12 protein-coding genes and 1 pseudogene are annotated in these 14,348 nt (G+C 67.7%); 7 read left to right on the forward strand and 6 right to left on the reverse strand.

The features are described 5' to 3' along the window. The first annotated feature begins 60 nt into the window (after positions 1-60). Positions 61-330, forward strand: a complete 270-nt coding sequence (locus tag ACIRGA_RS00625) for a DUF2631 domain-containing protein (protein ID WP_378248013.1) — start codon at positions 61-63, stop codon at positions 328-330. A 12-nt stretch (positions 331-342) separates the two neighbouring features. On the opposite strand, the gene ACIRGA_RS00630 is transcribed toward ACIRGA_RS00625, so the two are convergent. Next, positions 343-942, reverse strand: coding sequence for a hypothetical protein (locus tag ACIRGA_RS00630; RefSeq protein WP_400935212.1), 600 nt, complete (start codon positions 940-942; stop codon positions 343-345). Positions 943-1,032: 90 nt separating this feature from the next. Between ACIRGA_RS00630 and ACIRGA_RS00635 the strand changes: the two genes are divergently transcribed. Beyond that, positions 1,033-1,710 (forward strand): peptidylprolyl isomerase, encoded by a 678-nt coding sequence (locus tag ACIRGA_RS00635; RefSeq protein ID WP_400935214.1) that lies wholly within the window; start codon positions 1,033-1,035, stop codon positions 1,708-1,710. 367 nt (positions 1,711-2,077) lie between these two features. Here the strand turns inward: ACIRGA_RS00635 and ACIRGA_RS00640 are convergent, their stop codons facing one another. Beyond that, entirely contained in the window at positions 2,078-2,683 is a 606-nt protein-coding gene (locus tag ACIRGA_RS00640) for a hypothetical protein (protein WP_400935217.1), read from the reverse strand. A 320-nt stretch (positions 2,684-3,003) separates the two neighbouring features. Here ACIRGA_RS00640 and ACIRGA_RS00645 point away from each other — a divergent pair, with 320 nt between their 5' ends. From ACIRGA_RS00645 to ACIRGA_RS00655, 3 genes are all read left to right on the forward strand, one after another. Next, complete coding sequence (locus ACIRGA_RS00645) at positions 3,004-4,092, forward strand: acyltransferase family protein (RefSeq protein WP_400935665.1); 1,089 nt, start codon at positions 3,004-3,006, stop codon at positions 4,090-4,092. A 143-nt stretch (positions 4,093-4,235) separates the two neighbouring features. Then, on the forward strand, positions 4,236-7,844 hold the full coding sequence (gene metH / locus ACIRGA_RS00650; RefSeq protein ID WP_400935219.1) for a methionine synthase: 3,609 nt from the start codon (positions 4,236-4,238) through the stop codon (positions 7,842-7,844). A 12-nt stretch (positions 7,845-7,856) separates the two neighbouring features. Beyond that, on the forward strand, positions 7,857-9,293 hold the full coding sequence (locus ACIRGA_RS00655; RefSeq protein ID WP_400935221.1) for a PLP-dependent aminotransferase family protein: 1,437 nt from the start codon (positions 7,857-7,859) through the stop codon (positions 9,291-9,293). Here the strand turns inward: ACIRGA_RS00655 and ACIRGA_RS00660 are convergent. Continuing rightward, positions 9,290-10,021 carry an alpha/beta fold hydrolase gene (locus tag ACIRGA_RS00660; RefSeq protein ID WP_400935224.1) on the reverse strand — a complete coding sequence of 244 codons (732 nt, stop codon included), beginning with the start codon at positions 10,019-10,021 and terminating at the stop codon, positions 9,290-9,292. The two genes, ACIRGA_RS00655 and ACIRGA_RS00660, sit on opposite strands and share 4 nt — an antisense overlap. A gap of 48 nt (positions 10,022-10,069) precedes the next feature. On the opposite strand from ACIRGA_RS00660, the gene ACIRGA_RS00665 reads away from it, so the two are divergent. Continuing rightward, positions 10,070-11,320: a cytochrome P450 gene (locus ACIRGA_RS00665; RefSeq protein WP_400935227.1), complete on the forward strand. Its 1,251-nt coding sequence runs from the start codon at positions 10,070-10,072 to the stop codon at positions 11,318-11,320. 52 nt (positions 11,321-11,372) lie between these two features. Here the strand turns inward: ACIRGA_RS00665 and ACIRGA_RS00670 are convergent, their stop codons facing one another. Next, positions 11,373-12,830 carry an MFS transporter gene (locus tag ACIRGA_RS00670; RefSeq protein ID WP_400935229.1) on the reverse strand — a complete coding sequence of 486 codons (1,458 nt, stop codon included), beginning with the start codon at positions 12,828-12,830 and terminating at the stop codon, positions 11,373-11,375. A gap of 86 nt (positions 12,831-12,916) precedes the next feature. Between ACIRGA_RS00670 and ACIRGA_RS00675 the strand changes: the two genes are divergently transcribed. Beyond that, entirely contained in the window at positions 12,917-13,303 is a 387-nt protein-coding gene (locus ACIRGA_RS00675) for a MarR family winged helix-turn-helix transcriptional regulator (protein ID WP_063270791.1), read from the forward strand. Positions 13,304-13,366: 63 nt separating this feature from the next. On the opposite strand, the gene ACIRGA_RS00680 is transcribed toward ACIRGA_RS00675, so the two are convergent. Then, positions 13,367-13,807, reverse strand: coding sequence for an LLM class flavin-dependent oxidoreductase (locus ACIRGA_RS00680; protein ID WP_400935667.1), 441 nt, complete (start codon positions 13,805-13,807; stop codon positions 13,367-13,369). Positions 13,808-13,886: 79 nt separating this feature from the next. Then, positions 13,887-14,171: pseudogene (locus ACIRGA_RS00685) on the reverse strand (LLM class flavin-dependent oxidoreductase); the annotation flags it as partial. Between the last annotated feature and the right edge of the window lie 177 nt (positions 14,172-14,348).

Raw genomic sequence — 14,348 nt, forward strand, 5'->3', positions numbered from 1 at the left:
TGCAGCCAGGTGTGGGATCATTCGAGGGCAAGCGAACCATCGGGTTTTGAGGAGTTGATCGTGGCGAGCAAAGCGGTCGAAAAGCGCGGCCGGGTGGGCGTCGACACCGTTGACCCCCGCGACGAGCCGTCGGCCGAGTGGGGCTGGCACGGTTCCTTCCCGAAGGCGACGCGGATCGCGGGCTGGCTGAGCGCGATCATCCTGCTGGTGATGCTGTACGGCAACCACCACGGCTGGACCGAGAACCTGTGGCTGATCGGGCTGTCCCTGCTGATGATGTTCGGGCTGGTGCTCGACATGCGCAAGCAGCGCACGGCCTGGCGCAAGTAGCTCCTTCACGGCTCAATGGCCCCTGTCCACCTTCGTGGGCAGGGGCCATTGGCCGTTCTGGGCCCACAGCTCGTTGACGATCTTGACCGCGTCGCCGGCCTCGACCCCGTAGCGATGCCGGTACTTCGCCGCCGGACGCTGGATCGCCGCGGCGACGTCCCCGATGGCGACGTTGTTCCACGAGTCGTTCGGGTAGAACTGCCGCATCACGGCGAGGAACCGGCCGGTCGCCCAGACCGGGTCGGTCCGCTGTTCGAAGGATCCCCAGCTCGCGCGCTGCTGGAAGAGCCCGACCGAGTCACCGAGGCCGCCGTCGAGGTTGGCGATGCTGGACTCGACGATCACCGTGGCGATCGCGATGGCCGCCGCGCGATCGTTGAGCCCCGCTCTTTGGACCGTCTCGACGATCACTCTGGCGCACGAGGTGTTGTAGGGGTTCATGTAGCCGCGCATCTTGGTGGCAAGTTGCTGATTGAGCGCTTTGGCGGAGTCGCCGTCGTCGGCGGACGCGCCCGCCTGGACACACGGCAAGGCGACGTGTTCGACCTGGTCAGGCCGGATCTCGGTCGGCGGGATCAACAGCAGAAGGATCGCGAGGGTCGAAGTGATCATGTCCGTGTTCTAACGGCCACAGCCACCCAGCGTGCGCGACCCGCGTGAAGCGCTACCCGACGACCACCCTTTTGAGTTAGGTTCCCCCTCATGAAGCTGCGCTGGGGTGTCACCGTTGTCGTTTCCGCTCTCGCCGCCGTGTTCCTGCCCGCTGTCGCCACCGCCGCGCCCGCGTCTTCGGCGTCCTTGCCGATCGTGCGCTGCGAGTTCACGCCGACGCCGGAGAACCCCGCGGCCCGCCCGGTCCTGCGACCGCTCCCCTTCGCTCTGACCCGCGGCACCGTCGACGTCACGTTCCGCTTCAACTACGGCCCGGTGACCGTACGCCTGAACCGCGCGGGTGCCGCTCCTTGCGCCGTCCACAACCTGGCGAGCCTTGCGCTGCAGCGCTTCTACGACCACAGCCAGTGCTGGCGCCTGACGAACTCGTCGCGCCTCGGCGTCCTTCAGTGCGGCGACATCTACGAAGCCGAGAAGGGCGGGCCGGGCTACAAGTTCCCGGACGAGGTCGACGGCACCGAGACCTACGAACGCGGCACCATCGCCATGGGCAACCAGGGCCCCGGCACGAACGGCAGCGAGTTCTTCATCGTGCACTCGTTCGCGAACATCCCGAAGAACTACTCGGTGATGGGCAAGGTCGTGCGGGGCATGGAGGTGCTGGACCGGATCGTGGCGAACGGCATCATCCCGACCGACCCGAACGGCCCGCAGGACGGGTTGCCCGCGAAGCCGGTGAAGATCCAGAAGGCGACCGTCGGTTTCTGAGACAAGGAGCTTGTGTGCATCGCATGTCGCCATCTTCGATGCACACAAGCTCAACCGTTACGGATCAACTCTCACAACGCACGAAGTCGGGAATAGCCTTCGACTCGGCCGGATCCGTTATGGGGTGAACCAAAACACCTTCAGGAGCCCTGGCCCGGGACACCTGGATTCCATGCAGGCATGCATTGCACCAGAAGTAAATCGTCGCGTACCTGGTCTCAGGGTAGCCGAGATACCTGAACTCCAGCTGATACTGGCCGCAGCGAGGGCACGGATGCCTACCCATCCGACCGAGCTTCTCGTCGATGATCGACGCCATCACCCGCATCCAGTCATTCCTACGCGACATCAGAACCTCCCTCGATTCTTATAGTAGACCCAGAAACTGCTCTTCAGCAGCGTACGCGGCACGTTCCCAATCAGATCTGTCCGTATGTTCTCCGTAAAGCCGGAACTGCATGACGTGAGTTCGTTCGTGCCCGATAGTTTTGACAAGGTCCTCCATCGAACGAAATGCGTCAGGAAAGACTAATATTTTCCCGTCCAGAGAAGTGTGCCCGAACACATTTCTGCCCATGAGGTCCAAACTGCGGTCGATTTTGAACGATACCCCACCAAGGTCGATACCGGCCGCTTTCGCAGCCCGCAAGACAGACCGCTTCTGCATCGAGACCTCGAGCTCAGCGAACGGCCCTGTGTTTGCTGTCCGCCTTGCCATCCCCTCCGCATCAGCAGGCGCTTCAGTGTCCTCGCAGGCGAACGCCGTCCGTGAAGTACCGCCGTTGAAGTCGTCTCGGACGACGCCACCGCCGCAGTTGTCCCAAGCCGACACCTGCGAAGGCAGGAGCGGCGACAGGATCGGCGCGTCGACGGTTTGGGCCACGGGGTTCTTCGGGTCCAGGACCTCCTTGAGGAAGTCGTCGTTGTCCCTGCCGACGAATGTGCCGCCATCAGCGAGAGTGGCTACCGTCACACTGAAGGGCGCCCAGGAGCCCCCTTAGGCCCCTGCAACCCAGAACCCTTCCTTCACCGAGTTCAGGCCCTGGCATCCTGCCCGACTCGCGTGATCACAGTCGTGCCAAGAATCATGCGCACCTCGGCTCGGTTATCAGATGGCCATGAATGACGACACACTGCCAATCGTCAACAAGTGATGACAGCCCGGAGGGTTGCCGCGCCGACGACTACTACGTACAGCGATTACACAGCCCCCTCACAGGAAGCAGTATTTCACCCTTTAGAGTGACGCATCCTCGCCAGCCGGCCGGCCGGTGACGCGCCCTGGGGGCCATGATGATGACGCACGAGCAATACCTGTCCACGAAGAGATTCCCGGCCCTCGACGGGCTGCGCGCGATCGCCGCGCTCCTCGTGGTGGTGTTCCACTACGGAGGACCGTCGTGGGCCATGGCCAACGGGTGGATCGGCGTCCATCTCTTCTTCGTTCTTTCCGGTTTCCTGATCACCACACTGGCGCTGCGCGAAGAAGACCGAAACGGCAGAATTTCGCTCGCGAACTTCTATATCCGTCGCGCGTTCCGCATTCTTCCCGTGTATTTCGCGGTTCTGGGCATCATCGTGGTGTTCACTTATCTGCGCGGCCAGTACACGTCCAGCGGGCTCTCCGGAGCGATGCCGTACTTCCTGACCTTCACGAACGAGTTCGCCCACAACGGGCCCTTCGGCCAGTCATGGACTCTGGGGGTCGAGCAGAAGTTCTACCTCGTCTGGCCGTTCCTGGCCTTCGGCATCGCGGCGCTGAGCTTCCCGAAGCGGCTGGGCCTGGCGTTCGGTTTGATCGCGCTCATGATCGCGCTGATCCCGGTGATGCCGTACGCCGGCGCCTACTCACCGATCCTCATCGGTTGCGCGCTCGCCATCGGTCTCCACTACCGCAAGGGCTTCGCGGTCCTCCGCGTGTTTACCCACCCCATCGCCTGCTTCGTCCTGCTCGCGGCCCTCGTCGTCCTCCAGATCCACATCACCGACATCGAAGCCTTCTTCCACGACGGTGGCACGATCGGCGGCACCACGTACGCGGTGCTGGTCGCCCTGTTCGTCACCTCGCTGATCCCGCGTGGTCCGATCGCCTGGTTGTTCTCCAGCCCGCCGATGCGGTTCATCGGCGAGCGGTCGTACTCCGTGTACCTCCTGCAAGGGGTGGCGGCGACCGTGGTCGCGCTGTCGATTCCTCAGCTTGGCGCTCACCGGACACTGACCGCGATCGCCGTGACCGTCGTCGCCCTCGTCATCTCCGACGTCCTCTACCGCTGGGTCGAGACGCCGATGATCGACGTGGGCCGCAAACTGGTCGCCCGGCGACGACCCACACCACCCCGTCCCACGATCCGGGAAGCCGAACCCGCCCTGGCCAGCGGCTGAGCGATTCGGGCGGATCGCCCTTGTGGAGATCCGGTACTCTGGTCGCCAAGGTCGAGAGGCGCTGCAACGGACCGCGGGGTCCGCCACGCTCGGCCCCGGACATCACCGCAAGGGCGCCTCCCACGACATGGGAGGAGCGCTGGATGGAAACGACCGCCCTGCGAAAGCTGCTGGATGAGCGCATCGTCGTGCTCGACGGCGCGTGGGGGTCGATGCTCCAGAACGCCGGCCTCAAACCCGAGGACTACCGCACCGAGCGGTTCCAGGATCATCCTCGTGACATCACCGGCGACCCCGACCTGCTGAACATCACCCGGCCGGACGTCGTCCTCGACATCCACCGTCAGTATCTGGACGCCGGCGCGGACATCACGACGACGAACACGTTCACCGCCACCACCATCGGTCAGGCGGACTACGGGCTCGAGGATCTCGCGTACGAGATGAACCTTCGCGGTGCCCAGCTCGCGCGCGAGGCGGCGGACGCGGCGGGCGGGAAGTTCGTCGCCGGGTCGGTCGGTCCGCTGAACGTCACGTTGTCGCTGTCGCCCAAGGTCGAGGACCCGGCGTTCCGCGCGGTGACCTTCGATGAGGTGTACGCCGCGTACGCCGATCAGATCAAGGCGCTCGCCGAAGGCGGCGTAGACCTGCTGTTGATCGAGACGATCTTCGACACCCTCAACTGCAAGGCCGCGATCGCCGCCGCCCGTGACGTCGCGCCGCATCTGCCGTTGTGGATCTCCGTGACGATCGTCGATTTGAGCGGCCGGACGCTGTCCGGGCAGACGGTCGAGGCCTTCTGGAGCTCCATCGAGCACGCGGATCCGCTGCTCGTCGGCGTCAACTGTTCGCTGGGCGCCGAGGAGATGCGCCCGCACATCGCCGAACTGTCCCGCCTCGCGGGCACATACACCGCGTGTCACCCCAACGCCGGCCTGCCGAACGCGTTCGGCGGGTACGACCAGACGCCCGAGGAGACCGGCGGGCTGCTCGGTGACTTCGCCACGGCCGGGATGGTCAACGTCGTCGGCGGCTGCTGCGGCACGACTCCCGCGCACATCGCGAAGATCGCCGACGCCGTCCGGGGGATGGCGCCGCGGACCGTCCCGGAGCCGAAGGCGCACACCAGGTTCAGCGGGCTCGAGCCGTTCGAGATCGGCAAGGACACCGGCTTCGTCATGATCGGCGAGCGGACCAACGTCACCGGGTCCGCCAAGTTCCGCAAGCTGATCGAGGCCGACGACCATCAGGCCGCCGTCGACGTCGCGCTGGAGCAGGTGCGTGGCGGGGCGAATCTGCTGGACGTCAACATGGACGCCGACCTGCTCGACAGCGAAAAGGCGATGACCACGTTCCTGAACCTCATCGCCACCGAACCCGAGGTCGCCCGGCTGCCGATCATGATCGACAGCTCGCGCTGGACGGTCCTCGAGGCCGGGCTGAAATGCGTGCAGGGCAAGGGAGTCGTCAACTCCATCAGCCTCAAGGAGGGCGAGGAGCAGTTCCTCCAGCAGGCTCGCCGCATCCGTGACTACGGCGCCGGTGTGGTCGTGATGGCGTTCGACGAGCAGGGCCAGGCCGACACCGCCGACCGGAAGGTCGAGATCTGCGGGCGAGCCTACGACCTGCTGACCCAGCAAGCCGGTTTCGTCGCCGAGGACATCATCTTCGACCCGAACGTGCTCGCGGTCGCGACCGGTATCTCCGAGCACAACGGGTACGCCAAGGCATTTATCGACGCGCTGCCGCGGATCAAGGAACGCTGCCCTGGCGTCCACATCAGCGGCGGTATCTCGAACCTGTCGTTCTCCTTCCGCGGCAACAACGTCGTACGCGAGGCGATGCACTCTGCCTTCCTGCTGCACGCGGTGCGCGCCGGGCTGGACATGGGCATCGTCAACGCCGGGCAGCTCGCGGTCTACGAGGACATCCCCAAGGACCTGCTGGAACTGGTCGAGGACGTGCTCTTCGACCGCCGCGAGGACGCGACCGACAGGCTGGTCACGTTCGCGGAAACGGTCAACGGCAAGGGAACACAGCGCGTCATCGACCTGTCCTGGCGCGAAGGTACGGTCGAGGCACGCCTGAGCCACGCGCTGGTGCACGGCATCGTCGACTACATCGAAGAGGACACCGAGGAAGCGCGCCAGAAGCTGCCGAGGCCGCTCGAGGTCATCGAAGGCCCGCTGATGGACGGCATGAAGATCGTCGGCGACCTGTTCGGGTCCGGGAAGATGTTCCTGCCTCAGGTGGTCAAGAGCGCGCGTGTGATGAAGCGGTCGGTGGCCTACCTCGAACCGTTCATGGAGGCCGAGAAGGAGAAGGCTCGCCTCGAAGGCCGGATCGAAACCCGGCAGGGCAACGGTAAGGTCGTCCTGGCGACGGTCAAGGGCGACGTGCACGACATCGGCAAGAACATCGTCGGCGTCGTCCTCGGCTGCAACAACTACGAGGTGATCGACCTCGGCGTGATGGTCCCGGCTTCGGTCATCCTGGACACGGCCATCTCCGAGGGCGCCGACGCCATCGGGCTTTCCGGCTTGATCACGCCGTCGCTGGACGAGATGGTCAACGTGGCCGCCGAAATGGAGCGGCGCGGGCTGAAGCTGCCGCTGCTGATCGGCGGCGCGACCACGTCACGCCAGCACACCGCGGTCCGCATCGCGCCCGCGTACGAGCACACGACCGTGCACGTCCTGGACGCCTCCCGCGTCGTCGGCGTCGTCGGTGACCTGCTCGACGCGGACCGCGCCGAAATCCTCGACAAGAAGAACCGCGAGGACCAGGAAGAGCTGCGCGTCCAGCACGCGAACAAGCAGCGCACGCCGTTGCTGACGGTCGAACAGGCGAGGGCGAACCCGGAGAAGGTCTCGTTCGACGACATCCCGACGCCTGCGTTCACCGGTGTCAGGTACGTCTCGCCGTCGCTCACCGAACTGCGCGAGATGATCGACTGGACCTTCCTGTTCCTGGCCTGGGAGCTGAAGGGCAAGTACCCGGCGATCCTGGCCAACCCGGTTGCGCAGGAACTGTTCGACGACGCGAACAACCTGATGGACCAGATCATCGCCGAGGAGCGGTTCCAGGCGAAGGGCGCGTACGCGTTCTGGCCCGCGCACTCCGAGGGTGACGACATCATCCTGGAGGCGGGCGTCAAGTTCCCGATGCTGCGCCAGCAGACCAAGAAACCGTTGTCGCGGCCCAATCGTTGCCTGGCGGACTACATCGCCCCGGCGGGCGCGGGCGACCACCTCGGCGGGTTCGCGGTCACCATCCTCGGTGCCGAGGATTTCGCGGCCGAGTTCGAGGCGAAGCAGGACGACTACCGCGCCATCATGGTGAAGGCCCTCGCGGACCGGCTCGCCGAGGCGTTCGCCGAGTACCTCCACCTCCAAGCGCGGCGGGACTGGTTCGAACCGGACGCCGATCCGAAGCTGGAAGACCTGCACGCCGAGAGGTTCCGCGGCATCCGTCCGGCGCTGGGTTATCCGGCGAGCCCGGACCACAGCGAGAAGCAGGAACTGTTCGACCTGCTCGACTCGGACCGGCTCGGGATGGGGCTGACGGAATCCTTCGCGATGACGCCGGCGGCGAGCGTCAGCGGGCTGATCTTCGCCCACCCCGATTCGCGGTACTTCACCGTCGGACGGCTGGGCAAGGACCAGGTCGAGGACTACGCGGCCCGCCGCGGCCTCGAACTGTCCACTATGGAGCAGTGGCTGCGGCCGAACCTCGCCTACGAACCCGAATGACACAATGATCGGGTGACTGCCGAGGGCTCGGACTTCCTGCAGCTGGACATCGGGGACGCACCACCGGGGCGCCGGTCGGACTGGCTGGCGTCGCGGTTGCGGCACGCCATCTCCGACGGCCGCCTGCCGGTCGGCAGCAGGCTGCCCGCGACCAGGGCGCTGGCCGCGGACCTGCAGGTCTCGCGCGGCGTGGTCACCGAGGCGTACCAGCGCCTCGTCGAGGACGGTCACGTCGCCGGGCGCGGCCGCGCGGGCACGGTGGTCGTCGCGGCGCCGGCGCGGACGAAGGAGCAGACGGCGCCCGGTCCCCCGTCCGCGGGCACGATCTTCCGGCCCGCGCCCGGGATCGGCGTCTTCGACTCGCTGCGGTCGACCCCGGCGAGGATCGACCTGTCCCCCGGCGTGCCGGATCTGACTGCGTTCCCGCGAACCGCCTGGCTCCGCGCGGAACGCTCCGTGCTCAACGACCTCTCGGCGGCGGCCTTCGGCTACGGCGACCCTCGGGGCGCGCCCGCGTTGCGGCTGGCCATCGCGCACTGGATCGCCCGCACCCGGGGCATCACCGCCGACGCCGACGACGTGCTGATCGTCGCCGGCGTCGCGCAGGGCCTCGGGTTGCTGGCACAAGTGCTGTGCGACAACGGGATCTCCGAGATCGCCGTCGAGGATCCGAGTTCGCTGGGCGCGCGGCAGCATCTGCACGACCGGCGGCTGGCGACCCCGCCGATCCGGGTCGACGAAGACGGGATCGACGTCGACGAGCTCGTGCGCAGCGGTGCGCCCGCCGTACTGCTCACGCCGGCGCACCAGTTCCCGACCGGTGTCGTGCTCGGCGGGGAACGCCGTCGTGAGCTCATGCGCTGGGCCGCGGACGGCGGGCTGATCATCGAGGACGACTACGACGCCGAGCACCGCTACGACCGTCCTCCGGTCCCCGCGCTGCGCTCGATGCTCGCCGAGCAGGTCTGTTACGCGGGCAGCGTGTCGAAGTGGCTCGCGCCGGCGCTCCGGGTGGGCTGGATGCTGGTGCCGCCGCGGTACCGGGACGAGGTGGTCGCGGCCAAACGGTTCGCCGACCTCGGCAACGCCGTCCTCCCGCAGCTGGTGCTCGCGCATCTCATGGAGTCCGGCGAGATGGAGCGGCAGCTGCGGTTCGTGCGCAAGCGGCACCGCCGTCGCCGGGACGCGATGATCGACGCGCTCCGCACACATCTCCCGGACGCCGTGGTGCACGGCGCCGCCGCCGGGCTGCATCTGACGATCACCTTCGACGCCGAGTTCTCCGATCTCGACTTCGCCGCCTCCGCGCTGGAGCAAGGCGTGAAGGTGCAGCCGCTGTCGTGGCACTGTCAGCGGCCGATGAATCCGGGCCTCGTCCTCGGCTACGGCGCGAGCCCGGCGAGCGACATCGCCGAGGGCATCGCCGTCCTTGGCAAGCTCCGGCGCTAGCGGCCGACGAACTGCCGGGGGAAGGGCAGGAGCGCGGAGGGGTCTTCGACGTGGGCGTTGTGGCCCAGTCCTGGGAACTCGACGGTGAAAGAGCTGAGCGCGCGAAGCTGTTCGGGGCGGCTCATCGGGTCGTGCTCCCCTGCCGCGAGGACGACCGGGCAGCGCGCGGCACCGAGCAGTCCGCGCATGTCCGGAGCGCCGACGCCGAACGCGCGGGGGTCCAGCGCCAGCCGCCAGCCACCTTCGGTTTCGGCCACGCCGTCGGGATCCGCGTCGGCGATACCGACCAGGCCGGCGATCTTGAGGAAGCCGCGTTCGGCGTCCTCGCGGGACGGGAACACCTTCGGCGGCTTGGTGGCCATGGCGGCCGCTCGCGCGAGGTCGGCTTCGCTCCATTCGACCTTGACGCCGACCGCGAGCAACCCGGCGACCTTCACCCCGAACCAGCCGGAGGCCAGCGCGAGCCCGACCACACCGCCCAGCGAATGACCGACCACCAGTACCGGACCGCGTTCCGGGAGCGCGTCGGCGACCGCCGCGGCCAGCCCGCCGAACGAGTAGTGCGGCAACCGGGGCGATCCCCCGTGACCAGGCAGATCCGGCGCCAGCCAGCGATATCCCGGCTGCGCCATGAGCCCGTCCCAGACCGCTCCCGTCGCGCCGAGGCCGTGCAGCAGGAGCACGGCGGGGCCTTCGGTTCCAGCGGTGCGCATCTTCAGCGTTTCCACCGGACGGATCTTTCCGCAGCACCCCGTCCGCGGGCTAGTGTCGACGCCGTGATCACCGATCCGGACGTGTACACCCGGGGCGTGCCGTACGAGCACCTCGCGGCGCTGCGCCGGGAGTCGCCGGTCGTCCGCGTGGACGATTTCTGGGCCGTGCTGCGGCATGCGGACGTCAAGCACGTGCTGAAGAACCCGAAGCTCTTCTCATCGCGCCTTGGCGGGACACAGATCCGGGATCCGGCGACCGAGCAGGACCTCGGTTACGTCCGCCGGATGATGCTCAACATGGATCCGCCCGAGCACGCCCGGCTGCGGGGCCTGCTCACCAAGGCGTTCACGCCTCGCGCGGTCGGCAGGCTAACCGAGCGGATCCAGGGCTGGGCGCGGGAGCTGATCGCCGGGGTTCGCGAGGACGGCGAATGCGATTTCGCCGCCCTCGCCGCCGATCTTCCGTTGCTGACGCTCGCCGAGGTCTTCGGAATCCCCGAACAGGACCGGCGGCTGATGTACGACTGGAGCAATCGCGTGATCGGCTACCAGGACGCCGACTACGCGGTGAGCGCGACCGTCGAGGCGGGCGACGTCACCGATCTCGCACGGGCGGCCTTGGCCGTGCGGCCGGTTCCGGGGCCGGACGGCGCGATGCCCGATCCGCGCACGCGTGCCGGGATGCCGGATCTCTACGCGTACGCAACGGCGCTCGGCGAGTACAAACGCCGGAATCCCGGCGACGACGTGATGAGCAACCTGATGGGTCACGTGGAAGACGGCGGCCGGGTGTCCATCGCGGAGTTCGAGAACCTGTTCTGGCTGTTTTCCGTGGCGGGCAACGAAACACTGCGCAACGGCATCCCCGGCGGGATGCTGGCGTTGCTGTCGCATCCGGATCAGTACCGGCGGCTGCTCGCCGACCGGTCACTGCTTCCCGGTGCGGTGGAAGAGATGCTGCGCTGGTGGACGCCGGTCATGCATTTCCGCCGGACCGCGACCGAGGACCTCATTCTGTCCGATGTGGACATACGCGCGGGCGAGAAGGTGGTCGTCTGGTTCTCCGCCGCGAATCGCGACGAGTCCGTTTTCGAGGACCCGGACCGCTTCGACATCGGCCGCACGCCCAACGACCATCTGACCTTCGGACACGGCCCGCATTTCTGCCTCGGCGCTCAGCTGGCGAGGGTGCAGCTGCGCGCGATGTTCGAAGCGGTACTGGACCTGCTCGGCGAGGCCGAGCTCGCCGGTGAACCGGTGCGGTTGCGGTCGAACTTCCAGAACGGGCTGAAATCGCTGCCGATCCGCTGGTAGCGATGAGCCCCTTCCCGCCCCCGAGCGCGGGAAGGGGCTCATCACCCCCTGGTCATTCGGCCGCGGCGTACTCCGGTTCGGCGACGGCGGAGCGGGCTTCGGCCTTGCGCAGGCCGACGACTCCGGACAACGCCACCAGGACGCTGATCACGGCGATGCCGGTGACGACGGTCAGCGCGGGGGCCAGACCGTTCAGCAGCGCCCCCGGGCCGGTCGCCCCGCCCGAGTTGCCGGTCAGGACCGCGGTCACCACGGCGAGCCCGATCGCGCCGCCGACCTGGATCGACGTGTTCAGCAGCCCACCGGCGAGCCCCTGCTCGTCGTCGGAGATGCCGTTGGTCGCCTGGATGTTCAGCGAGGAGAACGCCAGCATGAAGCCGATGCCCAGCAGGATCATGCTCGGCAGCACCGAACCGGCGTAGCTGGAACTCTCGTCGATCCGCAGGAACAGCGCGTACCCGATGACGTGGGCGACGACGCCGGCGAGGATCGTGCGCGGGGTGCCGAGCCGGTCGATCAGCGGCTCGATCCTCGGCGAACCGAAGGCCACGATCAGCGCGGCGGGCAGGAAGCCGAGCGCGGTCTGCAGCGCGGACCAGCCCAGCACGGTCTGCAGGTACAGCATGACCACGAACTGGAAACCGATGTACGCGCCGAAGAATGTCGCGCCGCCGAGGTTGGCGCGGGCCAGCGGCCCGGAGCGCAGGATGCCGAGCCGGAGCAACGGGTGCTTGCTGCGCTTCTCGATGAACACGAAGGTGGCGAGCAGGGCGAGCGCGAGAACGAACGAGATCAGGGTCCGCGGCGCTGCCCAGCCGATCTCCGGTGCCTCGACCACGGCGAAGACCAGCAGGAGCGAACCGGCGGCACCGGTGATCGCGCCCGGGAAGTCGTAGCCGCCACCCTCCTGCGGCCGGTAGGACGGGATCAGCTTGATCGCGGCGGCCAGCGCGGCGAGCGCGATCGGCACCGGCAGCAGGAACGTCCAGCGCCAGCCCACCTCGGTGAGCAGACCGGAGAAGACGAGGCCCGCGGAGTACCCACTGGCACCGAAGACGGCGAAGATGCTGATCGCCCGGTTGCGGGCGGGGCCTTCGTGGAAGGTCGTGGTGATGATGGACAGGGCCGCCGGCGCGGTGAACGCGGCCGCGAGCCCCTTGATGAAGCGCGTGGCGATCAGCAGCGTGCCGTTGTCGACGAGGCCGCCGAGCAGGGAAGCGAGCGCGAAGACCGCGACGGCGACGAGGAAGACCCGGCGCCTGCCGAGCAGGTCGGCGGTGCGCCCGCCGAGGAGCAGCAGGCCGCCGTAGCCGAGCACGTAGGCGCTGATGATCCACTGCAGGGCACCGGTGGAGAGGCCGAGTTCGGCCTGGATGGACGGGAGGGCGACGGCGACCATCGACACGTCGAGCGCGTCGAGGCCCACGACGACGGACACAGTGAGCAGGACACCCCAGAGGCGCGCGTCCCACCTTGTCGAGCTGGTGGACAGCTGCACGGAAGAACTCATGATCCGTACACTACATGCACACGCATCTAATGCAAGTGCATTTAATGACTTTGCATAAAATTCACGTGCATGCTATCTTGGGCCCCGTGAGCGACGTCGCCGAGGAAGACCTGCTGCGGGAGTGGCACGACCTGTCCGCCCGGCACGCGGCGGTCTTCGGACGGCTCGAGTGCCGCCTTCAGGAGCGCCACGGCCTCGGTGTCACCGAGTTCGAAGCCCTCGAACGACTGGTGACCTGCGTCGTCGGCAAGTGCCGCGCGGCCGACCTGACCGAAGTCGTGCATCTGAGCCAGAGCGCCACCTCACGACTCGTCGCCCGTCTCGAGCGCGAGGGGCTCGTCCAACGCGCGCTCTGCGAGTCGGACCGGCGCGGGATCTTCGTCGTCGTGACCGACGAGGGCCGTCGACGCTACGAAGAGGCCAAGCCGACGCACCGGGCGACCCTCGAAGAAACCCTCACCGTCGACGCCTGATTCACTTCTCGCCGATTTTGACCGCGGTCAGGCGATGAGACGAGCAGCCGGCCTCCATCGTGGTCAGTTCCGGGCGAGCTCTTCGCGGATCGCCGGGACGACCTCGTTCCCCCAGCGGCCCAGCGCGCCGTCGGTGGTGGTCCCGTCCTCGACCGGGAAGTAGATGAACCCCGCGGCGCCGTGCTCGCGCACCGCCGGAACCAGTTCCTCGACCCACTGCCCCGGTGAACCACCGACCCAGCGGCCCTCGTCGTCACGCGGCGACGACAGGGGCTTTTCCGTTATGCGGCCTGGGAAGTTGTAGATGGTGGCGATCTCGGCGGGGTCCCGGCCCGCGTCGACGGCGGCCTGGTCGATCACCGGACGGGATTCGGCGAACCGCGGGCTGAGCCAGTCCGCGGCATGCCCGGGAATCCAGCCGTCGGCCAGTTTCCCGGTCACGGCCAGGGATTTGGGCCCGACCGCCCCCGTCCACACCGGTGGCGCGGAGACGGCCGCCGGCACCAACCCGTCGACGGAGTAGAACTCCCCCCTCGAAGGTCACCGGTGCCCCGCCGCCGGACAGCGCCTTGATCAGGGTGATCGCCTCGCCCATCGCCCGGACGGCCTCGGCGGGCGCCCGGTGCTCGACACCGAGCTTGGCGATCTCCCGCCACAGTCCACCCGCACCGATACCGAGCGCGACGCGGCCACCGGACAGCGCCGAAAGTGACGTGATCGTCCTCGCCAGCATCGGGGCGGGACGGCTCGGCAGGTTGGTGACGTTGACCGCGGCCGTGACGTTCGACGTCCTGCCGAGGATCACGCCCAGTGCCGCGTAGGCGTCCAGCCGGTCCGCGAAGTACGGGTGATCGGACAGGCTGACCAGGTCGAGCCCCGCGCGGTCGGCCTGTTCGGCGTGCCGACCGGCGCGACCCGCGTTCCCCGGCGAGCACCCTGACGACGTTCCACGTCGACCGCGGCAGGCCCGGATCCTATGAGGACCGGTCCACGATCACGTCTCCGGCGCAGTACCGGCGACGCTAGGCCAAAAGGGGAGCCGGGA

Origin of the sequence: Amycolatopsis sp. NPDC102389, assembly GCF_044765885.1 — a bacterium.
Taxonomy (GTDB): Bacteria; Actinomycetota; Actinomycetes; order Mycobacteriales; family Pseudonocardiaceae; genus Amycolatopsis.

Coding starts and splice junctions, on each gene's coding strand:
- ACIRGA_RS00630 (WP_400935212.1), bottom strand. CDS start 942: ATGATCACTTCGACCCTCGCGATCCTTCTGCTGTTGATCCCGCCGACC.
- ACIRGA_RS00635 (WP_400935214.1), top strand. CDS start 1,033: ATGAAGCTGCGCTGGGGTGTCACCGTTGTCGTTTCCGCTCTCGCCGCC.
- ACIRGA_RS00670 (WP_400935229.1), bottom strand. CDS start 12,830: ATGAGTTCTTCCGTGCAGCTGTCCACCAGCTCGACAAGGTGGGACGCG.
- metH (WP_400935219.1), top strand. CDS start 4,236: ATGGAAACGACCGCCCTGCGAAAGCTGCTGGATGAGCGCATCGTCGTG.
- ACIRGA_RS00645 (WP_400935665.1), top strand. CDS start 3,004: ATGATGACGCACGAGCAATACCTGTCCACGAAGAGATTCCCGGCCCTC.